Consider the following 25732-nt stretch of genomic DNA (forward strand, 5'->3'; position numbering starts at 1 on the left):
AAAATTATTAGTTGTATTCCAAATATAGTATATCTTTAATATATATTTAAAAATTTATATCGCCATACAAGAGATATAAAATAGATTCATCTAATTATTTTCAATTTATTGACGGAGCAAATAATGGCACGCGCAAAGCGACTAAATATGATGATAGGCGTCACCCTAGCGACTTCGCTATTTCTGACCGCTTGTTCATCTGATACCCCAGAAGAAACCAGTGTTGAAAAAACCATCATCCGACCCGTTAAGTTACTGACAATCGAATCAACGGATGCCATCAATATCCGTCGTTTTCCAGCCGAATTACAAGCCAGTGAAGAAACCGACATTGCATTTCGTGTAGGTGGTCAGCTAAATACGCTAAATGTTGTCGCTGGGCAAAAAGTAAAAAAAGGCGATTTATTAGCCACTTTAGACCCAACGGATTTCAAATTGGAAGTAGAGCTAGCTGAAGCCAATCAACGTTTGGCAGAAGCTCAGTTCAAACGTATCCAAGCGATTTTCAAACAAAACGCGACCACAAAAGCAGAATACGACTCCAGTAAAGCCAACTTAGATCAAGCCAACAACGCCCTACAAAGTGCGCGTAACCAGCTTAAATACACTAAGGTACACGCCCCATTCGATGGCGTTATTTCCACTGTCAACACAGAAAATTTTCAGTATGTCAGTGCAGCACAAACCTTAATGCACATGCAAGATGTCGAAAACCTGGACGTTGATTTTGAAGTACCTGAAAGTTTGGTCGTTAGCATCAAGGGCACACATTCGGACTACCGTCCTCGTGTTGTTGTCGATGTGGCACCAAAAGAAGTCTTTCATGCGATGTATAAAGAACACAACACCTCACCAAATGCGACCACCATGGCATATGAAGTCACAATGCACTTGATTCGCAACGATGAAAATCAACATACCCTATTGCCTGGTATGACCGCCAACGTCGACATTGATGTGAGTACGCTATTAGGTACAGAACGCCATATTACCGTACCGGTTGAAGCCGTGATGCGTCATGAAAACACCGCAACAGGGGAATCCAACAGCACGGTTTGGGTATTCAACCCAGACACCAACAAGGTGACATCTCGTACTGTCGAACTTGGCGCATTAGAAGGCTCACAAGTAGAGATTATTCAAGGCGTATCAACAGGTGAACAAGTGGTTGCTGCCGGCATTCATAGCCTGACGGAAGGCTTAGAAGTTCGTCCATGGACACGTGAGCGAGGCCTATAATGGATATTGCTGCTTATTTTATAAAACGCAAAGTCACCAGCTGGATGGTGACGCTGATTCTACTGATTGGCGGGGTCATTGCCTTTACCAATTTGGGACAGTTGGAAGACCCAGAGTTCACCATCAAAGACTCGTTGATCATCACCACTTACCCTGGCGCATCACCAGAACAAGTGGAAGAGGAAGTAACCTACCCAATTGAGCGTGAGTTGCAAAACCTGCCTTATGTGGACAAAATCGTGTCTACCTCTAAAGCGGGTTACTCAAAAGTTCAATTAACCATCAAAGACACTTATCGTGCAGAACAGCTAAAGCAAATATGGGACGAAGTTCGTAAGAAAATTCGTGACATTACTGGCAGTTTTCCATCTGGTGTCAACACACCTATCGTATTAGATGATTTCGGTGATGTTTACGGAGTTATGCTGGCCATTCATGGTGAAGGCTATCCCTATAAAGACCTCGAAAACTACGTAGATTATGTAAAGCGTGAGTTAGTCTTGGTAGACGGTGTGGCTAAAGTCACTGTGGCAGCTGAGCAAGACGAACAAATTTCAATTGAGATTTCACGTTCTAAACTGGCCAATATGGGCATTGCTCCTAGCCAATTACAGACTCTTTTATCCAACCAAAACAGTGTCTCTAACGCTGGCCGAGTAAAAGTCGGAAGTGAATATGTTCGTATCAGTCCAACTGGGGAATTCAAGGACATATCTGAGTTAGAAAACCTAATCGTCGGTACGCCAATTGACGGTAATCTGATTCGTTTAAAAGACATCGCGACGATCAAACGCGAATATGTGGAACCGAAAACACACATTGTTGACTTCAATGGCGCACAGTCTTTGTTACTTGGTGTGTCTTTTTCTAGCAATGTGAACGTGGTAAAAGTCGGCGAACGCCTTGAAAAACGCATTGACGAATTACAATACCAGCAGCCGGTTGGTATCAGCATGGATCCGATTTATTTCCAGTCAAAAGAAGTCGATCGTTCCGTTGCTAACTTCTTACTAAATCTAGTAGAAGCCGTTGGTATCGTTATTTTAGTCCTCTTGGTCTTCATGGGTATCCGTTCAGGCATCCTCATCGGCATCGTACTCTTGTTGACCATTTTGGGCACCTTTATTGTGATGGATTATTTCCAGATCAACTTACAGCGAATTTCCCTAGGGGGCTTGATCATTGCACTCGGTATGTTGGTGGATAATGCCATTGTGGTCACCGAAGGGGTGCTGATTGGTATGCAGCGTGGCAAGACCAAGCTACAAGCCGCCAGTGACGTGGTAAAACAGACCAAATGGCCTCTACTTGGCGCAACGATTATTGCCATCATCGCTTTCGCACCAATTGGTTTATCACCGGATTCAGTGGGTGAATTCGTCGGGTCATTATTCTACGTATTGCTTATTTCACTGTTCTTGAGCTGGATTACCGCCATCACGCTGACGCCTTTTTTCTGTGATCTTTTCTTCAAAGAACAGATCCAAAAAGCTCAGCAAGAAGGCGACAGCAACTCACCTGAAGCGAATGACCCATACAAGGGCTTTATCTTTATTGGTTATAAATGGCTACTCGACAAAGCCATGCATTATCGCTGGATCACTGTCATTCTATTGATTAGTAGCTTGTTTACTGCAGGTTGGGCATTCCAGTTTGTCAAACAAGAATTCTTTCCGCCTTCTACCACGCCAATGTTCTATATGGACGTTCAAATGCCAGAAGGCACTCATATCGACAGTACCTACGATAAAGTACGTATGATTGAGAAAGAGTTACTAAAAGATGACCGTATTGAATTTGTGACTTCGACCACAGGTCAAGGTACCTTGCGTTTCATGCTCACGTATAACGCGGAGCAAACCAACTCCAGTTATGCGCAGTTCATTATTCGTACGAAAACCAAAGAAGACATTCCTGGCTTATTGAAAGACCTGTATTACAAAATGCAGGAAGAATACCCAGAATTGGAAGTGAAACTTCAACGCTTACAATTAGGGCCAGCGAGTGGTGCGAAACTGGAAACCCGCATTAGCGGTCCCGATCCTAAGATGCTGCGTCAATTCAGTGCTCAAATCCAACAGGTGTACCGTGAAGACGGTGGGCTAGAAAGCATCAAAGATGATTGGCGTCAGCCTGTTAAGGTATTACGTCCTATCTTTAATGATGCTCAAGCTCGTCGCCTAGGCATCAGTAAAACCGAATTGGATGAGGTCTTATTGACCAACTTCGCTGGATCGCAAATTGGTCTATACCGTGAAGGCACAGACTTATTGCCCATCGTTCGTAAAGCGCCTGAAAACGAAAGCATGTCGATTGACCAGATCAGTGATCTGCAAATCTACAGCCCAGCGTCTGGCTCTTATGTGACCTTATCAACCTTGGTGTCTGGCTTCGAAACCGTATGGGAAGATCCGATTATAGAGCGTCGCGATCGTAAACGTACTATCACCGTCATGGCCGATCCGAAGATACTTGGTGATGATACCGCCATGTCAATCTTTAATCGTACCAAGGACAAAATCGAAGCAATCAATTTGCCACCGGGCTACGAATTAGAATGGGGTGGTGAATACGAAAGCAGTAGCGATGCACAGGCGAACATTTTCAGTGCCTTGCCAATGGGCTATCTGTTCATGTTCATCATTACGATTCTATTGTTCAACTCAATTCGTGTACCGCTAACGATCTGGTTCTGTGTACCACTGGCGTTAATTGGTGTGTCGACTGGTTTGTTGGTGATGAACTCAGCATTCAGCTTCATGGCGTTACTTGGGTTCTTGAGTCTATCAGGGATGACGGTGAAAAACGGTATCGTACTGGCTGATCAGATCAACTATGAGTTGGAGCAAGGCACAGAGAAATACGAAGCCATCTTCAACTCAGCAGTCAGCCGTGTAAGACCAGTGTGTATGGCTGCCATCACGACCATTCTGGGTATGATTCCATTGCTATTTGATGCTTTCTTTGAAGGCATGGCGGTGGTGATTTCCTTCGGTCTTGGCTTTGCCACTATCTTGACCTTGATCGCAGTGCCTGTGTTCTACGCTATGTTGTTCCGAGTGAAATACCGCTCTCACAAGGAATTCTAGTAGAGCATCCACTTACGGAAAAAGCGTCTTGCGATTGTCGCAGGACGCTGTTCCGTCTTAATCATAGAGAAGATTATGCATTTAGACGAAATCTTAAAACTGGATATTAAGCTACTCGTCGCGTTCGTCACCATTATGGAAGAAGGCAGCGTTTCCCGAGCCGCAGAAAGATTGGGCGTCACTCAACCAGCGTTAAGCAAAAGCCTACAAAGACTACGAGATTTGTTTAAAGACACCTTGTTTACCCGTCAGGCATACGGCTTAACTCCAACGGCAAGAGCCTCAGAATTGCACGATGCAATTCAACCTATTCTCAGCTCGTTATCAGAATTAATGAGCCCGAATTCACTCGATCTTAAAACCTTAGATCGGCGCTTCAAACTGAGAGTAGACGAAGGGGATTTAGAGAATTTTATCGAAGCCTTACTCGCCTCTATGCAATATCAAGCGCCCAACGTTCGATTATCCATTAGCTCTTGGGGCGAATCTCATTTTGAAGAGATCATTTCAGGTAACGCCGACATTGGTATTATGCGTGTCAGTGACACACCAAATAATGTCCGCAGCAAGCTGGTTGGTTACATGAGCGCGTGCATTATTTTGAGTGAAGCTAGCCCATTGTTCAATCAAACGGATGTCTCTGTTGCCGATCTGCTGGCCCATAAAGTCGTCACTCACCATTTGCGCAGTAATCACAGCACGCCCTTCAGCAAAACTGAGCAGAAACTTCGACAACAAGGCCATAATATTCAACCCACATTGGAAACAGACAGTCTAATGGTCGCCATGCAGGCCGTAAAACGAGGTATGGCTCTGGTCACGTCTCGTTCCATTGGGGATTTATTTCTACAACTCATGCGTGAAAAAAATAACTTCTACCCTGTAAAGCTTCTGGAGATTCCACAGGAGATCATTGAGCTGGACGAATACAATGGTCGTTACCCCATTCATATTTGTTGGCACGAACGATTTAATAATGACCTAGCCCATCGCTGGCTGCGTGAAAAAATCATCGCCTTCATGCGTGAATCCCCTTGGATGCATTCACCCACATAAAGCCTATTAGGTTAACGACTTCGCGTTGCGAGTACTGCGGATCCACTCAAAGCGCGGAATGACTTCACCATTCACTTCCACACTTTCCACAAACATACTTTTTGGTCTTGCCCACCAGCCAAATTCACCATACAGAGCTTGGTACACCACTAACTCTTCTTCGGTTTCACTGTGTTTGACCACACGCTCCACCCAGTACTCTGCACCTTTGTAATGCTGATACACACCAGATTTCACCATCTCACACCTCACTATTACCAAAAAACGACCCATTTTAGCCACTATGTGGAAAACCAGGTCGCAAATACAAAAAAAACAAACTTACCAAGCCAAGCTAAGTGAGCAATAATCACGTCATCATTCAGTGTAGCTTTCAGGATCCAACATGTACCTCGTTCGACCCGCCGATTTTGCCGATTTACCGGCCTTAGAGCGACTTGCTAAACAAGCTGGAATTGGTTTCACCAACTTACCAGCCAATCGTGAGCGCCTTAACGACAAGATTGCGACCTCAAAACGCTCAATGCAAGCAGACATCATCCAGCCAGGAGATGAATCCTACTTGTTTGTATTAGTGGATACTAGCCAAAATAAAGTGGTTGGCTGTTGTGGTATTGATGCCATGGTAGGAACCGACGCGCCTTTTTACAGCTATCGTATTGATGAAGTGGTTCACGCGTCACCACAATTGCAAATACACAACCGCATTCCCGCGCTCTTCTTATGTCATGACTACAATGGCACCAGTCGATTAATTGCTCTAGTGGTCGACAAAGCGCATCAAAATACCCTTGCCGTGTCATTACTCTCAAAAGCTCGTCTGTTATTTATTGCACGCTACCCACAACGCTTTACCAAACGCCTGTTTGCAGAACTAAGAGGTGAAAGCGACAAGCAAGGACATTCGCCTTTTTGGGATGCACTGGGCAAACACTTTTTCAGCATGGATTTCAAAAAAGCAGACTATTTGTCAGGCGTCAGCAACAAACACTTTATTGCGGATCTCATGCCGAGGTACCCAATCTATGTCCCGACCTTGCCAGAAAATGCACAAGACGTGATTGGCGTGATCCACGAAGATTCTAGCCAAAGTGCCGACATCTTATTAAATGAAGGGTTTGAGTTCCGTGGCTATGTGGATATTTTCGATGCTGGGCCAAGCGTCGAAGCACAAACTCATAGCTTGCAGACCATCGCGAATCAGCAGACAGGAAAAGCATTTAGCATCAACCCAGCTCAGCAAGCGAAACAACATCTGATTGCCACAGGGCACCTAGAGCACTTTCGTGTCACCGTGGCGGCCGCAGAGCCTCAGAGTGCAGGTTTAGGCATAGACAAAGCGACATTAGAACAATTAGACATCAAGGTTGGCAGCCGAATTCAGTGGTCTGCTCTACCTTTAACAACAGACAAATAAAACACATTACAATCACGAGGACACCGTCATGATGGTCATACGCCCTATTCGCGAAGGCGATCTAAAGTCACTTTACCGACTCACAGAACTAACCGGCATTGGCTTTACTTCCTTGGTCACTGACGAAACCATGCTGCAAAAAAAAATCGACCGAGCCGTCAAATCTTTCGCTCGAGAAGACATTCAGCAACCAACTGATGAAGACTACTTGATGGTGTTGGAAGACACCACCACAGGACAAATTGTTGGTACCTGCGGCATGTTAGCCACCGTCGGCTTGGACGAACCTTTTTACAGCTACCACCTTGGCACCATTACCCATGCTTCTCGCGAACTCAACGTACACAACGCAATTCCAACGTTAATTCTAAATAATGACTTCACCGGCTGCAGCGAGATCTGCACCCTATTCTTAGAAGAGAATTATCGCCATTCTAAAAACGGCCAACTATTATCAAAATCTCGCTTTATGTTTATGGCGCAATTTCCTGAGCGCTTCACTGAGAAAATTTTTGCCGAAATGCGCGGTGTCAGTGATGAAAATGGTGTTTCACCGTTTTGGGAAAGCCTTGGTCGCCACTTTTTTTCCATTGATTTTAAACAAGCTGACGAACTCACGGCTCAAGGCAACAAACAGTTCATCGCCGAACTGATGCCAAACAACCCTGTGTATGTCAATTTGCTCCCCAAAGAAGCGCGTGAGGTACTAGGAGAAGTTCATAAGAATACGGCTCCCGCTCGACGCTTATTGGAAAAAGAAGGCTTTCGTTACGAAAACTACGTGGACATTTTTGATGGCGGACCAAGCTTAGAAGCACGAGTTCAAGACATTCGTGCCGTACGAGACAGTCGCTTAAAAGAAGTTAAAATCGCAGAGTGCTCAGAAGAACCAGAAGCAACTGTGTATCTGGTTGCGAACACCAAGGTCAAAGCGTTCCGTTGCTTATTGGTACAACGAAGTGTCTCTCGTAAAGGGCCAATACAATTAACTCAGCAAGAAGCAGACGCACTTTGCTTAACCCATGAAGATCAAGTTCGCATCGTGGAATTGTCATCAGACCCTCAAACGACAACCGTCTAGGAGAGAGAGTATGAAACAAGCACATTTTATCAATGGCCAATGGCAAGTTGGCGAAGGTCAAGGTTTTCACTCAATCGACCCAAGTGATGCCTCCCAAGTTTGGCAAGCTAACAGCGCTACTGAACAACAGGTGAATCAGGCCATTCAGGCCGCTCGTCGAGCCTTTCCTAGTTGGGCAAATCTGTCGCTTGAAGAACGTTTGATCGTCATCGAACGTTTTGCTGATTTATTAAAAGCGCACTCTGAAGACATCGCGACTCTGATCAGCCGTGAAACTGGTAAGCCTCTGTGGGAAACCCAAACGGAAGTCGCGGCAATGATCGGCAAAGTGGCCATCTCTCAACAAGCGTATCATGATAGAACCGGCACCAAAGAAAACCCTATGCCGGGTGCCAAAGCCGTCTTACGTCATCGGCCTCATGGGGTCGTCGCGGTGTTTGGCCCCTACAACTTTCCAGGGCATTTGCCGAATGGTCACATTGTGCCAGCACTGATTGCTGGCAATACTCTGGTATTCAAACCCAGTGAACAAGCGCCAGCGACTTCAGATCTGATCGTTCAGCTATGGCAACAAGCCGGTATCCCTGATGGTGTGCTCAATCTCGTACAAGGTGAACGAGAAACCGGCATTGCCTTAGCCAATCATCAAGACATTGACGGATTGTTCTTTACGGGCAGCCCAGAAGTCGGACACCTATTGCATCGTGATTTTGCTGGCCATCCAGGGAAAATTTTGGCCTTAGAAATGGGTGGCAACAACCCTTTATTGGTGTCTGAGAAAGTGTCAGACCTAAAAGCGGTTACACACGAAATTCTTCAGTCTGCCTTTATTTCAACAGGCCAACGCTGTACTTGTGCTCGTCGCTTATTGGTACCCACTGGCCCACTTGGAGATCAAATCATAGAGAGTCTAGTGGCGGCAACCAAAGCCATTGTTGTGGATCGTTTTGATGCTGACCCTCAGCCTTTTATAGGTCCTTTAGTGTCGGCCAATGCGGCTGAGAATGTCCTAAAAGCTTTCCATTCCCTAGTGGATTTGGGCGCCACGCCTTTGCTCGACATGACCAGAGGCGCACCGCAAACAGGCTTTGTAACACCAGGGATTGTTGACGCCACTCAGATCCAAGACCGCCTCCCTGACCAAGAATATTTTGGCCCGTTATTGACCGTCATTCGATATGACTCAATGACTCAAGCCATGGAGATTGCCAACAATACACGTTTTGGCCTCTCTGCTGGCTTGTTGTCGGATGAACGAGACGAGTATGAATACTTCTTGCAGCACAGCCGAGCGGGCATCATTAACTGGAATCGCCAAACAACGGGCGCCTCTAGCGCCGCTCCATTTGGCGGCACTGGGGCCAGCGGCAATCACAGAGCGAGTGCGTATTACGCTGCCGACTACTGCGCTTACCCTGTCGCCAGTATTGAAGTCGACAAACTAACCGTGCCAGAAAAGCTCGTTCCAGGTCTGACGCTGTAAACAAATTTCTAGGCACTGTCGCCCCTTAACCTAATGACGACTGAAAGAGGTCAACATGAACTCAGCAACCGAAGCCAACTTTGACGGTTTAGTTGGCCCAACGCACAACTACAGCGGCCTTTCCTTTGGCAATGTCGCTTCCCTTAACAATTCCAATCAAGCATCAAACCCTAAAGCGGCGGCAAAACAGGGGTTGGAGAAGATGAAAGCCTTAGCAGACATGGGCTTCGCACAAGGTATCTTAGCGCCTCACGAGCGCCCACATTTGCCGACATTACGTCAATTAGGCTTCACTGGATCGGATACTCAAATACTGGCTAACGTAGTAAGAAAAGCGCCAAAACTATTGGCAGCGGTCAGTTCGGCTTCTTGTATGTGGACAGCAAACGCCGCCACAGTATCCCCAAGTGCTGACACACAAGATGGCAAACTTCATTTCAGCGTAGCGAATTTGGCGAATAAATTTCACCGCTCCATAGAGCATGAAACCACAGGGGAAATTTTACGTGCCAGCTTTGCTGACTCTCAGTATTTCAGCCATCATAATGCCCTCCCCAGCGTTGAGCACTTTGGTGACGAAGGGGCAGCCAATCACACGCGTTTCTGTGATCAGTACGATAACAAGGGGGTCGAGTTTTTCGTGTATGGTATGGAAGCCTTTAACTCAGCCGCGGTTAAGCCCAGTCGCTTTCCTGCTCGCCATACATTAGAGGCGTCGCAAGCCATCGCTCGTCGTCATGGTTTACAAGCTTCCCAGGTCGTCTATGCTCAGCAAAATCCTGACGTTATTGACGCTGGCGTCTTCCACAATGATGTTATCGCAGTGGGCAATCGCAATGCTCACTTCTACCATCAACAAGCCTTTCTTGATACAGCAAAAATGAGGCAAGATTTACTCACTGCTTGGGGAGACAGAAGCAGTCCATTTCATTTTATTGAAGTGCCAACAGACGCTGTGTCCGTGCAAGATTGCATTCAGTCTTATTTGTTTAATAGCCAACTACTCAGCCGTGGTGACGATGACATGGTTTTGATTGTCCCTAGTGAATGCCAAGCCAATACCAACGTCTGGCATTATCTTCAATCATTAGTCGCCTCAAACGCCCCGATTCAAGAAGTGAAGGTCTTTGACCTAAAGCAAAGCATGAGTAACGGCGGCGGCCCTGCTTGTTTACGTCTTCGCGTGGCATTAACCGCTGCCGAAAGACAAGCCGTTAACTCTTCCATATGGATGAATGACGAACGCTTTGCACAACTGAATCAATGGGTTGATCGTCATTACCGTGATCGTTTAGTAGAAGCCGATTTAGCCGATCCACAGCTGTTAATCGAAAGCCGCAGCGCACTGGATGAACTGACGCAATTGTTGAACTTGGGCAGCATCTACCCGTTCCAACAAAACTAGAGTCGTCAACCACTCCCTAAAAAGAATAAAGCCCATTCATGGCATCATGAATGGGCTTTAAGGGGAAACTTGAGTATCAATAACCCTGTTGTTAACTTAACGATTCTTTGTCGATGCTATTCGTCATCAACATAATGAAAAGAATGGGACTCTAACACTTCGCCGTCTCGAACGACATCAACACGCCAATGACCATCAAAACCTGGCATCAAACGTTTACTGGACCAAACGCGCCAACGATCACCACCAATCTCAAACGAAACATCCGCCATATCTTCACCATCAAGTGTCCAATGGTGAGTGACTTCACTGCCCGACATGTCTCGTAAATCAGTAAAAAAATACACTCGTTGAATCGCGCCGTATTCGACTTTTACCACGTCACCTATGTCATCAATGGGTTCGCGATCCACCACATCCGTTGCAAACTGTGCTCGTGCCACAGAACCCTCTGCCCAGGCTGATATTGCCAGCATTGACAATAAAGCGACCAAGGCGACTTTCATTAACCTAATACTCATATAAAATTCCTGTAAGAGTGATAAAGCAGGTTAAAAACGACAAATTGTGTTCGTCACTTTTTCTGTTAAATAATCTTTAAATGTAGACTATAAAGCGGCAAGAAAAACGAGAGATTTGTGTAAATTTGCAAACTCTCGTTTTTCTTTCAGGAATTCAATAGGATAGGGAGAAATCTAGATTGGCTGACGGTCTGCCAGAGGTGTAGAGAAGGTATATTCCATGTCCCAAGGGAATCGAATCCAAGTATCTTGGCTCACCTCGGTAACAAAGGTATCGACTAATGGCTTACCAGCAGGTTTGGCATAAATGGTCGCAAAGTGTGCTTTTGGCAACATTTCTCGAACTTTCGCCGCCGTTCGACCTGTGTCGACAAGATCGTCGATCAGAATAAACCCTTCGCCATCACCGTCCACGCCTTTTAACACATTCAAGTCGCCTTGCTTCATGGCTGCGCCACCAGCTTCATCAGCGCCATAGCTCACGACACAGATGGTATCAATCAGACGAATGTCCATTTCGCGACACAAGATGGCCGCAGGCACCAGACCACCACGAGTAATCGCAATAATGCCTTTCCAAGGACCTTGTTCAAGCAAACGCCAAGACAAAGCACGTGCATTTCTGTGCAGCTCTTCCCAAGAAACAGGAAAATCTTTTGAATAAGGGGTCATCAAGGCTCCTATGCTTTACAGCTATCATAATTCAAAAATTAATAGACCATCTTAAGAAAATACTCTGCACACGAACGGTGAAACAGGCTCAAAAGACAATTTTAGGGTATTGGAAGGCATGCTATTTTAACGGCATTGGCAGCCCGGCTGCAACAAAAGTTACCCGATCGGTCAATTTAGCTAAGGCTTGATTCAACATTCCAGCTTCATCGGCAAAGCGTCTAGCCAATGCGTTCATCGGCATGATGCCCAAACCGACTTCACTGGAGACCAGTACCAAATCTCCTTGAAATTGCTCCACTGCTTTTAATAGAGATTGCAGCTCCCGCTCAAACACTTGATCGTCTTCTAAACATAAAAGATTGCTTAGCCACAAACTAAAGCACTCCACAATCACGGCTTGCTGGGCATTATTGAGACGATTGAGCGTCGCAGCCAAAGCAATCGGCTCTTCAATCAGCTGCCATTGCTCAGGACGGTTTAATTTATGTCGCTCAACCCGTTGCGCCATTTCGTCATCCCAAACTTGAGACGTGGCAACATAACAAACGGGTTTACCGGTTGCAGCCACTAAATCTTGCGCAAAGGCACTTTTACCACTGCGCACACCACCCATTACCAAATGCTTCATGCTAAATCTCGGCCTCCTGCCCCTTTTAATAATCGTATCAACAAGGCATCTAATGTCTCTATTTCTGACATGGAAGGCATAGCAACACGTATCCACCCATCACCTAAACGAGTGTGCACCCCCACCTCATGCAGCATAGCAAACACCTGCTCCGCATAACCTTGATCCGAAATACGCCACGTCGCAAACAAAGGATGCAGGGTATAATCTTGTGAGTCGAAGATGGTATGGAACTTAGGCAGTACTTTTTCCGAAAAGTAACCTTGACGAGCCTCTAAGCTGTCCTTTGCCGCCAGCTGCCATTTGGTATCTTGTAGAGCCAAATCCACTAAATGCAAACTGGCACTGGAAACAGGCCAAGGTCCGACTAGATTGTTCAAACTCTGCTGCCAGTCTGGATGGCAAAAAGCGAAGCCAACTCTTGCACCGGCCAAACCAAAAAATTTACCCACGGAACGCAACACAAACAAAGAATCAAAATCATGCTGACCGTCGATTTGTTCATCAATCTGTTTACCTAATCGATTCAATAGACTGAACTCAGGCTGGACATCAATAAACGCTTCATCAACAACAAACCAAGCCCGTTGTTTTTTCGCGTGAGCCAACACGTTCAACGCCAATTCAGCATCCGTCCACTCCCCAGTCGGATTATTTGGGTTCACTAAGACGGCTGCCGCCCAAGTCTGTTCGAGCAACTCACTCAAATCATCATAATAAGCCAGTTCAAATCCCCACTTTTGCCAGGCAAAAGCGTGTTCTTGGTAACCCACTCTGGGGACAAAGACTCGATTGGACGGGTGACTTTCTGAGGAAAGCTGCTCACGCTTCAAGATGGGTAAGGCTTCGATTATTTGTTGACTGCCGGAGGCAATCACCGTGGGACGAACACCATAATACGACCGTGCCGACGCCATTAACGCCGCCTGATCTGGCAACGCCATCCAAAGGGATTTCGGAAAATCGGGAATCGGCCAAGGTTCGCGGTTACAAGCAGAAGACAAGTCCAACCAAGACAAAGCCTGCTCACCTTCTTGACGTTGCCAGAGCTCTAAATCCCCACCATGCGGCAAACTGGCCACATCCAAATTGGCTTTATTTAAAACAGCAGACATATAACCAATCCCCACAAATATACGCTTCTGTCCACCAGCTCAACGGCTCGTGAAAGGTCTTTGGGTTGAGCTTGTTCTCCTTCCCCTAAAATCGGACGCTCTTCTATTTTGCCAAAATAGGGCGCACTTCCACCGACTTGAATGCCTAACGCCCCAGCCCCTGCCGCCATGACTGGACCAGCATTAGGGCTTTTCCAACTGGCGGAGGGACGACGAGAAGAACGCAATGCCGCATGCCATTGACCACAGGCCCCATAGGTATAAACCACCAAGCGCGCGGGCAAATAATTCAACACATCATCGAAACGCGCAGCAAACCAACCAAAGTGAATAAAGGCGTCATTTTTGTAACCCCACATGGCATCTAATGTATTGGCAAGTCGATAAAGCAAAATCCCCGGCACACCGGCAACGACAAACCAAAATATCGGCGCGAAAATGGCATCACTGCCGTTTTCTAACACGGACTCGACTCCCGCTTTAGCCACCTCTTCTTCACTTAAGTTTTGTGTATCACGACTCACAATATAACCGACCGCTTGTCGTGCTTGCGGTAATCCAGACGAGTCGCCTTGGGCTGCTTGCTGCAAAGGTTCCGCAATGGCAAACGCATGTTCTCTTAAACTTTGCCAACCGATAGCAAAATACACAATCAACACCGCAAGACTACGATCTAACCAAGTTGGTAACAGCCAAAACAAAACAGATAAAACCAATAACCAAGGTATCACCGCCAAACACCAAGCAACGACTCCGGCTCGTTTTTGATGGCCAGCCTTAGCAGTGTGAGGCGCTACCGTGTATTGATGCACAAGATCCACCCAGCGCCCGAACCAAACCAATGGGTGCCATGATTTAGGTTCACCAATTAATCGGTCAAGCAGCAGAGCAATGATTAAAATAAGAGCATTCGTCGATATAAAGTCAAAAATTGAAGTCATCATGAATATTGGTCGTTTTTCAGTGATCGAAACATTGGGTAGAATTCTAACACCTTATTGATTTAAAACGTGATGACTTCATGCCTGCCTTTAGCTTAATGGTCCAAGGGACAACCTCTGATGCTGGAAAAAGTACCCTAGTAACAGCCCTATGCCGACTCTTGGTAAAGCGCCAACTCTCGGTTGCGCCTTTCAAACCACAAAACATGGCACTCAACAGCGCCGTTACCCAAGATGGCAATGAAATCGGTCGCGCTCAAGCGGTACAAGCTCAAGCAGCTCACTTGGACCCCCATGTGGACATGAACCCCATTCTGCTCAAACCCAACACAGACACCGGCGCCCAAGTCATCATTCAAGGCAAAGCCGTGGGCAATATGAATGCGGTCGGATACCACCAATACAAAAGCATCGCCAAACAAGCCGCCTTGGATTCCTACCATCGTCTTGCCGAACAATATCAAGCGGTATTAATTGAAGGCGCAGGCAGCCCAGCCGAAATCAACCTTCGCGCCCGTGACATTGCCAACATGGGGTTTGCGGAAAGCATTGATTGCCCTGTCATCATCATTGCCGACATAGACAAAGGCGGTGTCTTTGCTCATCTAGTTGGCACATTAGACCTGCTCAGCCAAAGTGAACAAGACAGAGTAATCGGCTTTGTGATTAACCGGTTTCGTGGTGACATCAGCTTATTGCAATCTGGACTCGACTGGTTAGAGAAACGTACTGGCAAACCGGTATTAGGGGTTTTACCCTACCTGACCGGCTTTCATTTGGAGTCGGAAGACGCCGTGGCTCAGAGTCCAATCAAGGACCATTCGACAGATAAACTGCAAGTGGTCATTCCCGTCATGCCGCGAACCAGCAATCATACCGATTGGGACGCTCTGCGCTTGCACCCAGAGGTACAAGTCACATTAGTGGGCGCCAATGAGCCAATCCCTCCCGCTGACTTAGTGATTTTACCGGGCAGCAAAAGCGTACAAAGTGATCTGGCTTTTCTACGCCAACAAGGCTGGGAAAGCTATTTGCAGAAACACCTTAGATACGGCGGTAAAGTCATTGGTATCTGCGGCGGCTTTCAAATGCTCGGAAAACATTTATCGGACCCCCTTGGGCTAGAAAACCAAACACCGGGCACACAAACCAATGGCTTTGGCTTCATCCCGATGACAACCGTATTAAAAGAAGAAAAACAGCTGAAACAACGACAGGGCCAGCTAACACAGGGGCACGCTCAGATCACAGGCTATGAAATTCACTCAGGTGTTTCTCAATTCACCCAAGCTCATGAGCCCTTGATCGAACTGGATAATAGCGAACTGGAAGGCTATCGATCTGACGATGGACAAATCATTGGCACCTATTTGCACGGCTTGTTTGACCACCCTGATGCCCTAAACGCCCTACTTAACTGGGTGGGACATCAACAAAGCCAAGCTTTTGATTACACCGCTTATCGAGAAAGTGAAATTGACCGGCTGGCCAACAGCGTTGAACAACATATGGACATAGATCAGCTGATTGAGACTTGTCGTGAGTTCAACCAGATTTAGTATTTAGCCCTTTTAAGATAACCCCCTCCAACTCCCCCTTATTAAGGGGGAGAGCCTAATCATTTGCTCCCTCCCCTTATAAAAGGAGAGCCCAGTATTTTGTTCCTTCCCCTTTCGAAGGGGAGGGTTAGGGTGGGGTTATAAATTTGCACCCTCCCCCTATTAAAAGAGAGCCTAGTCATTTGTTCCTTCCCCTTTCGAAGGGGAGGGTTAGGGTGGGGTTATAAATTTGCACCCTCCCCCTATTAAAAGAGAGCCTAGTCATTTGTTCCCTCCCCTTTCGAAGGGGTTAGGGTGGGGTTATAAATTACCTTCCACCAAACCCGTTAGGATTTTGACTTTGGCTTTATCTGCATTCGCATAAAACTCGTCAATATCGCCAGCTCGTCTGGCTTCACTCGTCCAAGTTTCCATTTAAAATCAGCGCATCAGCACTTCAATGTTCATGTTCATTCTGCAATATTAATTATTCTTAATGAAAATCATTTTCATTTAAATCAAGTTTTAATTGATAATGCCTCTCATTCATAAAAAAAGAGAGGCAATCAATGTTTTACAAACCTTCCACGTTTTCATTGTCTTTAATTACTCTAGCCATTATCAGCTCTAATGCCAGTTTTGCAGAAAATGCAAACGACAACGAGCATCAACTTGATACGGTTATCATTGAAGCAAATGAAATAACGGACTCTGATACTGAAGTAGGAAGCTCGGTATCCAATATCACAACTGAAGACATGGAAGCGTCACTGACAACCAACCTTAACGACTTACTTCGCTATGAACCTGGTGTAGAAGCCACTCAAGATTCCCGATTTGGCATTAGCAGTGTCAATATTCGCGGACTGGATGGCGACCGAGTCAAAATTAGCATTGATGGTGTGCCACAAGCTGACGCTTACGGCCCGACCTCCACCTACCTTCGTACAGGTCGTAATACGGTAGACTTAGACTCATTAGAATCCGTCAACATCATCAAAGGTGGTGACATTGTCGAAGGCAGCGGCGCATTAGGTGGTGTCGTCAAATATCGCACCAAAGAGCCTAGTCGCTTCTTAGCATCAGATGGTGATGATACGAGTGTTTCCTTAAAAGCCGGATATAAGAGCGCCTCAAATGAATTTCATGAGACGATCACAGTGGCAAATCGTACGGGGAAAACAGAATCACTGCTACTCTTCACACACAGAGACAGCAATGAAACTGAAAACCATAAAGGCGACGCAGGCTCAGATAAAACGGTGGGCATGAGTCGTGAATCGGTTGACCCAGCCGACAATAGCTCAGACAACCTACTGGCAAAATTTCAACTGCAATTAGATCAAAACAACCGAGTCGGTGTGGTCGGCGAATATTTCAACAGCACTAGTGAATCAACCTTATATTCAGAAAGCTCGGCAACAGACGAATACGGTGCAGACGATGAAAGCGAACGTCAGCGAGTCGGTTTTTTCCACGAAAACACCAACACCAACGACATCTATGACCGTTTAAAGTGGCAACTGGATTACCAAAATACAAAAACCACCAACAAAACAACTCGCTCCGCCACAAACCGCTTGGTGGATCGATTTTATGAAGAGGAAGCCACCAGCCTAAAAGCCGACCTAGTCAAACAGCTCAACCTGCATCAAATACGTTATGGCTTTAACTACGATAAAAAATCCTTAGAAAACCTTAATAAAAACACCGTATCAGGAACCACGAGCACCACACGTTTCTCCCCGGTCGCCGATGCGGACATCTTCGGCTTGTATGTTGAAGACAATTGGGCTGCCACAGACAGATTAATTCTGGTGCCGGCTATCCGCTACGACAACTATCAATACACAACTACAGGTGACGAATACATTGACTCCTGGGGCGATAATAAAAACGAAGCACTAACCGCACAACTGGCCGCTGAGTTTGCATTAACAGAAACCTATACTGTTTTTGGAAAAACAGGCTCAGGCTTTAGAGCACCAAACTTAGATGAACTTTATTACTATTTCGCAAATTCAGCCCCTTATGGCTCTTACCAAATCACCCCTAATCCAGATTTAGAGCCAGAAGAAAGCTTGTTCATTGAAGCCGGTATTCGCGCCCAAAAAGCCTATGGATCTGCTGAGTTCACCGCATTCTATAATGACTACAAGAATTTCATAGAACAGGTGTCTTTAGGTACCTCTGCGACCTTCAGCCTTGGAGAGTACACCAATCAAAACTTGACTCATGTCGTAATTAAAGGGGTTGAAATAAAAGGAAGTTTAGACCTGTCTAAAAGTATTGATTTCCTTAATGATGGCTGGGTGCTGAATGGTGCTATCGCTTACACCGAAGGCGACAACCTCGAAGACGATGAGCCATTAGACAGCATTGCCCCTTTAAGTGCAGTCATGGGCTTAGGCTACGATGCGCCCTCTCAAGAATGGGGCGGGCAATTAAACCTAACTTGGGTACAAGGTAAACAAGAAGAAGACATTTCCAGTAGCAAACAGTGGTTAGCCACCTCAGATTACAGCCTAATCGATCTGACGGCCTACTATAAACCGACAGACTCGCTAACCATTAACGCTGGGCTGTTTAATCTGACAGATGAAAAATACCTAAATTGGAATGACATCCGTGATCTTTCCAACAGCGGCACCAATCTAGACAGATACACACGCACTGGTCGTAATGTTGGCGTTGACGCGACTTACACTTTCTAAATTTCATTGGTTCGGCAGGGCAAGCTCATTGCCCTGCATTTGGAGTACACCATGTCAGACACCCATCCTTTGTATCCACACTATCAGGCTGCAATCAAAGCCGGCCTAAAACTGAGGGCCAGAGAACTCGCGGCCCACCTAAATACCACCGAAGGTGATTTAGTCGCTTGTCGACAAGGCATAGACGCTTGGCAATTAAACGCCCCCTTTCATTTGATTTTACAAAAACTCAATAGCGTCGGTGACGTCATGACCATTACTCGTAATGACCATGCGGTTCATGAAACGAAAGGAACGTATCATCCGTTTAGCTTTGCTGAAAGCCGTAAAACGGGCTTAGTTGTCTCGGAAGACATTGACCTACGACTTTTCATTGGTACTTGGCAAACAGGGTTTTATCTTGTTGAAAATGCTCGTCATAGCTTGCAGTTTTTTAACCAAGAAGGCACAGCTGTCCACAAGGTTTATCAGACCGATCAAACGGACCAAGAAGCTTGGCAACAACTTGTAGAAGAATTTAAACAAAGTCTTCCAAGTATTCCGACATTCACTCCAGTCGAACAGAGAATAGAACCAAACCGTCTCCCTACTGACTTCAATAAAACGCAATTTGTAACGGATTGGGAAAAGATAAAAGACGTCCATGAATATCATGGCATGTTAAAAAAGCACCAACTGACTCGGACTCAAGCACTGGAACAAATTGGCGATAAATGGGCAACCAAAATCCAACCCGAAAGTGTGGAAAACCTCATTCGTTATGCACAGGAAACACAGTGCGACATTATGATCTTTGTCGGCAATAGCGGATGCATTCAAATTTATTCAGGCAAAGTCCAAACGCTGTTAAATCAAGGGCCTTGGTTTAACGTACTCGACCCTAATTTCAACCTTCACCTTAAATTAGAAGGCATTGCCCAAGCTTGGATTCTACAAAGACCAAGCAGTGATGGCGTCATTACGTCAGTCGAAGCCTTTGATAAAAATGGCCACTCTATTATGACTTTATTTGGAAAACGAAAGCCTGGCCAAGCCGAACTCCCATTGTGGCAAACACTCGTTGAACGACTAAAAGCCAACCACTCTCTGACGATTAACCATCCCTCAACCGAGGTAACACATGAACAATAAACCAATACTGGCTTACCTTTTAGGTGTGATTGTATCCTGTTGCTTATCTGCAAATACCTATGCAGATCAACGTATTGTGACAATTGGTGGCACTCTAACGGAGATTGCCTTTTTGCTTGGTTCAGGCCAACAATTGGTCGCCAGCGATACCAGCAGCATCTACCCTGAACAAGCCAACCACATGCCCAAAGTAGGTTACCAACGCACGCTATCGGTTGAAGGCGTACTCAGTGTTCAGCCTGATATTCTGTTAATAACGCCCGCGGCTGGCCCTGCTAAAGTACTGCAGCAATTAGCGGACAATGGCATCCAACTGATCACAGTTCAAGCGCCTGACTCACAACAAGGCATTCTGGAAAAAATAGAACAAGTCGCTAAAGCACTTAATAAAGAAGAACGAGGTGCGCAAGTCATCACTAAGCTTAAACAAGACTTTGCGGCACTCTCCACACCAAACGCTTGGCTGACACATCGTCAACCTCGTCTTCTCTTCGTCTTACAAGTCGGCGGCACACCAATGGTCGCAGGCAATCACACAGGGCCAGATGCCTTAATCCAAATCGCAGGCGCAAGCAATGCCGTTGAGGGTGTGAATGGTTACAAACCATTGACTCCTGAAGCCATTTTACTGGCTCAGCCTGATGCCATTTTGGTGACCCAGCAAGGTTTAACCAGAGCGGGGGAAAACAGTCTTTGGTCTTTACCAGGGATGGCCGCCACCCCCGCCGGCAAAAACCGTCGCCTGATAGCCTTAGACGCGCTATTAGCACTTGGACTGGGACCAAGAACCCCTGAAGCAGCTGAGTACCTTCAACAACAATTATCCGATTGGCAGCCATGAGATTCAGTGTCATCAAACGATCCCCCTATCTTTGTCTAATCATTGCGGCCTGTCTCGTAAGCCTATTAGCACTGACACAAGGCGCATACGCCATCGCTTGGAATGCGTTATTTACATCAGAAAGTCACACGATTGATCGACAAATTTTAACGACTGTTCGCCTACCTCGTCTGCTCATGGCGATGCTAGTTGGAGCGGCGCTAGCCATTTCTGGTGCCATGATGCAAGCCTTGTTTCGAAACCCATTAGCTGACCCTGGCTTATTAGGTGTGTCTTCAGGGGCTTCGGTGTTTGTTGGCATCTTGATCGTGTTAAACCCAGTTTTGCATACCATTGACTTACCTCTTTGGGCTCAGTCTTATCTTCAAAGTGTGGCCGCTTTTTTAGGAGCGGTGTTGACTTGCTGGCTAATATTTCAGCTTTCCAAACATAAAGGGAAAGTATCGGTACTGCATCTCTTATTAGCGGGGATCGCCATTAATGCTCTGTCTGGCTCCGCCACGGGTTTACTGACATACCTCAGCAATGATGAACAACTGCGAGCCTTAACCTTTTGGGCAATGGGCAGTATCGGTGGTGCTCGATGGGAGCAAGTCATTGTGATGGCCAGTTTAGTGCTCCCCATTATCTACATCGTATGCCGTCAATCTGGGCACCTGAATCTTCTCTTACTGGGCGAAGAAGAGGCCAGATACCTAGGGTTAAATGTGGAAAAATTCAAACGCAAGCTGGTTGTATTTGTCGCTATTTGCGTTGGCGTCAGTGTTGCTTTTACAGGGTTAATCGGCTTTATCGGGCTGATGGTACCTCACCTTATTCGCATGCTGTTTGGTGCTGACAATCGCTTAGTATTACCTTGCTCAGCGCTTTTGGGCGCGAGCTTATTGGCAGGCGCTGATACCTTAGCCAGAACCATCGTCATTCCCGCAGAATTGCCTGTTGGTTTGGTGACCAGCTTACTCGGTGGCCCTTTCTTCCTTTGGTTATTACTGAGAAATATTCGAGAAAGTCATTAATGTTTAAGATACGCAATCTAACGGTTACTCGCTCTAACAAGGTCTTATTGGATCAAGTGTCGTTTGACATACCAGCAGGTCAACTGAGTATCATTCTAGGGCCAAATGGTGCCGGTAAATCGACGCTATTAAAAACCATCGCGGGCACCATTAAGGCCGACATCGGCAGCATATGGTTCGAAGAAAAAGAGATAAACCAATGGCCATTGAACGAATTGGCGAAAAGGCGGGCGGTATTAACGCAACAAATTCATATTCCGTTTAGTCTCAACGTCGCCGAAGTCGTTGCACTTGGCTTAGCGCCATGGCAACTGACTAAGCAAGCCGCGAGTGAGCTAATTTCTTTTGTTTTAAGCGAATTAGACATGCAAGGCACAAAAGACAGAAATTATTTAAGCCTGTCTGGAGGCGAACAGCAACGCATACAAATAGCTCGGGTATTAGTGCAAGTGTTAGCCAACCCTGCACATCATGAGGAAACATTCTTAATGCTCGACGAGCCAATTTCAGCATTGGATTTACATCAGCAACAAAGGGTACTCAGACTGCTGAAAAAGCTCGCGGGTCAAGGCATTGGCATACTTTGCATATTGCACGACATCAACTTAGCGACCTTGTTTGGCGATAAGATCATCGTCTTGCAGCAAGGTAAACTGATTTATAATGACACGCCAAAAGAACTGGCTCAAAACTCAATATTGGAGCGCACCTACCAAGCCGATTTAGTGAAGCTTACTCACACTGACAACCAGCTGCCCCAGTGGTTGTTTAGAGTGTAAGTAACAGATGATACTTGGCTGGCGACATCAGCCATTAGGATTTGATAACGCCTCTTGGACAAGTCATAAATCACCCAATGGGTTCGCCCTATTTGGCGAACCCATTGGGGTTTTTGCTTTGCCATTTCCAGGCATCGCGACACATGTCGTCTAAGGTTAAAGTGACTTCCCAATTCAGTTCGGCTTTGGCTTTATCGGCATTCGCATAAAACTCGGCAATGTCACCCGCTCGCCTGTCCTCAATTGAATAAGCAATGTCTTTACCAGCAGCTTTTTCAAATGCTTTTAATACTTCTAAGACACTGTAGCCTTTTCCTGCGCCCAAGTTATAAGCTTCAACACTAGCCGATGGCTGTTCCTCTAGTTTTTGGAGTGCTTTGATATGACCCAATGCCAAATCCACCACATGGATGTAATCTCGCACACCTGTTCCATCGTGAGTCGGATAATCCCCACCGAACACACTCAGTTTTTCACGCTTGCCGACGGCAACTTGGGCAATGAAAGGCATGAGGTTATTTGGAATACCATTTGGGTCTTCACCAATTAAACCACTTGGATGAGCTCCAACAGGATTAAAATAGCGCAACAAAGACACATTCCAACGCGGATCAGCAACAAACGCATCCTGTAAAAATTGTTCGATCATCACCTTAGTACGACCATAAGGACTGGTTGAGCTTAAAGGAAAATGCTCCACATAAGGAATCGGATTATGCTCGCCATACACGGTGGCAGAAGAACTGAACACGAGGTTAAACACTCGATGCTTCGCCATTACCTCTAACAACAGCAAAGTGCTGGTCAGGTTATTGTGGTAATAGGCGATGGGAATCTGTGTGGATTCACCGACCGCTTTTAGCCCGGCAAAATGAATAACGGCATCGATACGGTGTTGTTCGAAAATAGCATCAATGGCAGACCGATCCAGTAGGTCCGCTTCATAAAAAGTAAGCGATTGATTAGTGATAGTTTGGATACGATTGAAGACTTCAGGGTTGGCATTACAGAGATTGTCCACCACGATAACCTCATACCCTTGCTGCAACAACTCCACACAAGTATGACTGCCAATAAACCCCGCACCACCTGTGACTAAAATCTGTTTCATTCCATATTCCCTATTACTTGAATGGAAAATCGTAAACCAAAATAATCAAATCAAAAGACTAAGCCACTTCCCGTGGCGATGAGATACGTTTGCCCTTATAACGATTCAAAACATACCGGAAACGCAATATTAAAATACCAGCTAACAAGGTTAGCCCAGCCCCTAGGCCAATGTAAAAACCTCGTAGGGACAGTGTCTCAGACCAAGGGCTGTAATGCGATAGCCAAAAACCAAGCGGCATGCTTAATCCAAACAAAGAGACACCAAAGGCAATCATCGACGAGCGAGTATCTCTAAAGCCACGCAACGCCCCCGTAAAGACCGTTTGCAACATATCGGGCAATTGGTAACAAGAAGAGATTAATAAGATACTGGCCGCCAGCGCAACCACATCCTCATTGCTACTGTACAAGTAAGGAATTTGCTCATTGAACAGCTGCGTAATGACAAAACAGCTACAAACATAGCCTAAACCAAGCATCACAATCACTCGCAGACGTGTCATCACACCGTCTACGCCTTCCTTGGACATTGCTTTTGCCACCACAATGGCAGTCACCGCACTCATGGCCATCATTGGCGTAAACAAAAACGAGGTATAGGACATGACAATTTGACCGCTACCCAATGCCAAATCACCAAAAGACGAAATCAACCAGGTCATCGACGAGAACAAGCCGACCTCAAATGCAAAGGCAAAACCCGCCGGCATGCCTACATTCAGCAAGATGCCAAACTGACGAACATAACGCCAGACGATGCGCGTAAAGAGCGGGTGTTTATTCCAGAACTTGTCATACACCACGAAAAAGAACACCGCCAAATACAAGGACAAGCAAGAAGCAATCGCCGCCCCTTTGGCCCCCATTTCAGGAAAGCCAAAACGGCCAAAAATCAGCACGTAATTAAAAAGAATATTCAGCAACAGCCCCGTGCTTGCCACCATCAAAGGAAAGCCAGGACGCCCTGCAGCTTCGAACAAGTTTTTATAAGCCGTCATCAGCGCCAACATAGGCAAAGCCGGTGCAAAGATATACAAATACGCGACCGAGACATCCCGCGTTTCAGGTTCAGTCGCCATCATACGAGCAAAGTGTGGCAGCAAAAACACCGTCAATAAAATCGCCACAAAACCCAAAACGACAGACAAACCAACCGCTTGAGACATGTACAAATTTACCAGTTTAGGCTGTCGACCATGAAGATGTCGCGTTACCAGAGGCGTCAAACCAAACGTCGCCCCAATCAAAAAGCACCCAATCGGCATCCACAAGCTAGAAGCAAGCCCAACAGCCGCCAAATGCAAGGCATCGTAGTGGCCCAGCATAATCGTATCCACAACACTGATCGACAACTCAAGCGTCATCGTCAGAACCATTGGAAACAGCAAATGCAGAACTTCTTTTAATACAGCAAAACGCTTCACCACAGGCACAACATCCATACAGCCAAAATAAGGCCGCTAATCTAACACCATGCAACAAACAATGCACCCCCTCTAACTCCCCCTTAGTAAGGGGGAGAACCAAGTGCAATCTCGCACAGAAAATGGACAGCTTTTAATCCCCTCCCCTTACCTAGGGGAGGGCTAGGGTGGGGTTAGGTCTACACCCCCTCTAACTCCCCCTTAATAAGGGGGAGAACCAAAGGAGAGCTCCCCTAGAAAAAAGGGGAGAACCAAGGGCAATTTCACACAGAAAATGGACAGCTCTTAGTCCCCTCCCCTTACCAAGGGGAGGGCTAGGGTGGGGTTCCCTCTAACTCCCCCTTATTAAGGGGGAGAACCAAAGAAGAACTCCCCCATAATAAGGAGGAGAACCAAAGTGTAGTGGTCAAGTAAAACTGGCCACGGTTATATTTCAGTACAGTTCTTCCGCTCTATTAGGTGACATCATGTTGTTGTACTGATGCGGCCTTATTGGACAGAAGTAGCCGACTATATAATCTGTGAT

At 46.2% G+C, this 25732-nt stretch carries 21 protein-coding genes; 13 read left to right on the plus strand and 8 right to left on the minus strand.

All coding sequences use genetic code 11. From position 1 onward, the window contains the following. Positions 1-123 precede the first annotated feature (123 nt). The 3 genes from DFP76_RS15235 (at position 124) to DFP76_RS15245 (ending at position 5384) form a co-directional block, all read left to right on the plus strand. Positions 124-1239, plus strand: coding sequence for an efflux RND transporter periplasmic adaptor subunit (locus DFP76_RS15235; RefSeq protein WP_113875462.1), 1116 nt, complete (start codon positions 124-126; stop codon positions 1237-1239). After that, a complete protein-coding gene (locus DFP76_RS15240) occupies positions 1239-4328 on the plus strand; it encodes an efflux RND transporter permease subunit (RefSeq protein ID WP_113875463.1) in 3090 nt (1029 codons plus the stop codon). Before DFP76_RS15235 ends, DFP76_RS15240 begins: the two co-directional genes overlap by 1 nt. Before the next feature lie 75 nt (positions 4329-4403). Then, entirely contained in the window at positions 4404-5384 is a 981-nt protein-coding gene (locus DFP76_RS15245; protein ID WP_013795062.1) for a LysR family transcriptional regulator, read from the plus strand. A 6-nt stretch (positions 5385-5390) separates the two neighbouring features. Here the strand turns inward: DFP76_RS15245 and DFP76_RS15250 are convergent, their stop codons facing one another. Then, on the minus strand, positions 5391-5624 hold the full coding sequence (locus DFP76_RS15250) for a DUF1653 domain-containing protein (protein ID WP_113875464.1): 234 nt from the start codon (positions 5622-5624) through the stop codon (positions 5391-5393). A 145-nt stretch (positions 5625-5769) separates the two neighbouring features. On the opposite strand from DFP76_RS15250, the gene DFP76_RS15255 reads away from it, so the two are divergent. The 4 genes from DFP76_RS15255 to astB are packed head-to-tail and all read left to right on the plus strand — an operon-like array spanning position 5770 to position 10770. Next, positions 5770-6801: an arginine N-succinyltransferase gene (locus DFP76_RS15255; RefSeq protein ID WP_113875465.1), complete on the plus strand. Its 1032-nt coding sequence runs from the start codon at positions 5770-5772 to the stop codon at positions 6799-6801. Between the two features lie 28 nt (positions 6802-6829). Next, entirely contained in the window at positions 6830-7882 is a 1053-nt protein-coding gene (astA, locus tag DFP76_RS15260) for an arginine N-succinyltransferase (RefSeq protein ID WP_113875466.1), read from the plus strand. Between the two features lie 10 nt (positions 7883-7892). Beyond that, positions 7893-9365, plus strand: a complete 1473-nt coding sequence (gene astD / locus DFP76_RS15265) for a succinylglutamate-semialdehyde dehydrogenase (protein WP_113875467.1) — start codon at positions 7893-7895, stop codon at positions 9363-9365. Positions 9366-9420: 55 nt separating this feature from the next. Then, positions 9421-10770, plus strand: coding sequence for an N-succinylarginine dihydrolase (gene astB / locus DFP76_RS15270; protein WP_113875468.1), 1350 nt, complete (start codon positions 9421-9423; stop codon positions 10768-10770). A gap of 116 nt (positions 10771-10886) precedes the next feature. Here the strand turns inward: astB and DFP76_RS15275 are convergent, their stop codons facing one another. From DFP76_RS15275 to cbiB, 5 genes are all read right to left on the minus strand, one after another. Then, positions 10887-11291 (minus strand): DUF2914 domain-containing protein, encoded by a 405-nt coding sequence (locus DFP76_RS15275; RefSeq protein WP_113875469.1) that lies wholly within the window; start codon positions 11289-11291, stop codon positions 10887-10889. 174 nt (positions 11292-11465) lie between these two features. Further along, positions 11466-11963 (minus strand): xanthine phosphoribosyltransferase, encoded by a 498-nt coding sequence (gene gpt, locus DFP76_RS15280; protein ID WP_113875470.1) that lies wholly within the window; start codon positions 11961-11963, stop codon positions 11466-11468. A 121-nt stretch (positions 11964-12084) separates the two neighbouring features. Next, the gene (cobU, locus tag DFP76_RS15285; RefSeq protein WP_113875471.1) at positions 12085-12594 is read right to left on the minus strand and encodes a bifunctional adenosylcobinamide kinase/adenosylcobinamide-phosphate guanylyltransferase; all 510 of its coding nucleotides are present in this window, start codon (positions 12592-12594) and stop codon (positions 12085-12087) included. Beyond that, positions 12591-13709 (minus strand): aminotransferase class I/II-fold pyridoxal phosphate-dependent enzyme, encoded by a 1119-nt coding sequence (locus DFP76_RS15290; RefSeq protein ID WP_113875472.1) that lies wholly within the window; start codon positions 13707-13709, stop codon positions 12591-12593. Before DFP76_RS15290 ends, cobU begins: the two co-directional genes overlap by 4 nt. Further along, complete coding sequence (gene cbiB / locus DFP76_RS15295) at positions 13694-14653, minus strand: adenosylcobinamide-phosphate synthase CbiB (RefSeq protein WP_113875473.1); 960 nt, start codon at positions 14651-14653, stop codon at positions 13694-13696. Before cbiB ends, DFP76_RS15290 begins: the two co-directional genes overlap by 16 nt. 77 nt (positions 14654-14730) lie before the next feature. Between cbiB and DFP76_RS15300 the strand changes: the two genes are divergently transcribed. From DFP76_RS15300 to DFP76_RS15325, 6 genes are all read left to right on the plus strand, one after another. Beyond that, a complete protein-coding gene (locus tag DFP76_RS15300) occupies positions 14731-16209 on the plus strand; it encodes a cobyric acid synthase (RefSeq protein WP_113875474.1) in 1479 nt (492 codons plus the stop codon). Positions 16210-16757: 548 nt separating this feature from the next. Beyond that, entirely contained in the window at positions 16758-18902 is a 2145-nt protein-coding gene (locus DFP76_RS15305) for a TonB-dependent hemoglobin/transferrin/lactoferrin family receptor (RefSeq protein WP_113875475.1), read from the plus strand. Between the two features lie 51 nt (positions 18903-18953). Continuing rightward, positions 18954-20033 carry a hemin-degrading factor gene (locus DFP76_RS15310; RefSeq protein ID WP_113875476.1) on the plus strand — a complete coding sequence of 360 codons (1080 nt, stop codon included), beginning with the start codon at positions 18954-18956 and terminating at the stop codon, positions 20031-20033. Then, complete coding sequence (locus DFP76_RS15315; RefSeq protein ID WP_113875477.1) at positions 20023-20874, plus strand: heme/hemin ABC transporter substrate-binding protein; 852 nt, start codon at positions 20023-20025, stop codon at positions 20872-20874. Before DFP76_RS15310 ends, DFP76_RS15315 begins: the two co-directional genes overlap by 11 nt. After that, positions 20871-21890, plus strand: coding sequence for a FecCD family ABC transporter permease (locus DFP76_RS15320; protein WP_113875478.1), 1020 nt, complete (start codon positions 20871-20873; stop codon positions 21888-21890). Before DFP76_RS15315 ends, DFP76_RS15320 begins: the two co-directional genes overlap by 4 nt. Next, complete coding sequence (locus DFP76_RS15325; protein ID WP_113875479.1) at positions 21890-22669, plus strand: heme ABC transporter ATP-binding protein; 780 nt, start codon at positions 21890-21892, stop codon at positions 22667-22669. The genes DFP76_RS15320 and DFP76_RS15325 overlap by 1 nt, the downstream gene beginning before the upstream one ends. Positions 22670-22757: 88 nt before the next feature. On the opposite strand, the gene galE is transcribed toward DFP76_RS15325, so the two are convergent. Both galE and DFP76_RS15335 read right to left on the minus strand, forming a co-directional pair. After that, on the minus strand, positions 22758-23780 hold the full coding sequence (gene galE / locus DFP76_RS15330; protein WP_113875480.1) for a UDP-glucose 4-epimerase GalE: 1023 nt from the start codon (positions 23778-23780) through the stop codon (positions 22758-22760). A gap of 58 nt (positions 23781-23838) precedes the next feature. Continuing rightward, positions 23839-25215: an MATE family efflux transporter gene (locus DFP76_RS15335; RefSeq protein WP_245931955.1), complete on the minus strand. Its 1377-nt coding sequence runs from the start codon at positions 25213-25215 to the stop codon at positions 23839-23841. Positions 25216-25732: the final 517 nt, after the last annotated feature.

It is taken from the genome of Marinomonas aquiplantarum (assembly GCF_003314975.1).
In the GTDB taxonomy this organism is placed as follows: Bacteria; Pseudomonadota; Gammaproteobacteria; order Pseudomonadales; family Marinomonadaceae; genus Marinomonas; species Marinomonas aquiplantarum.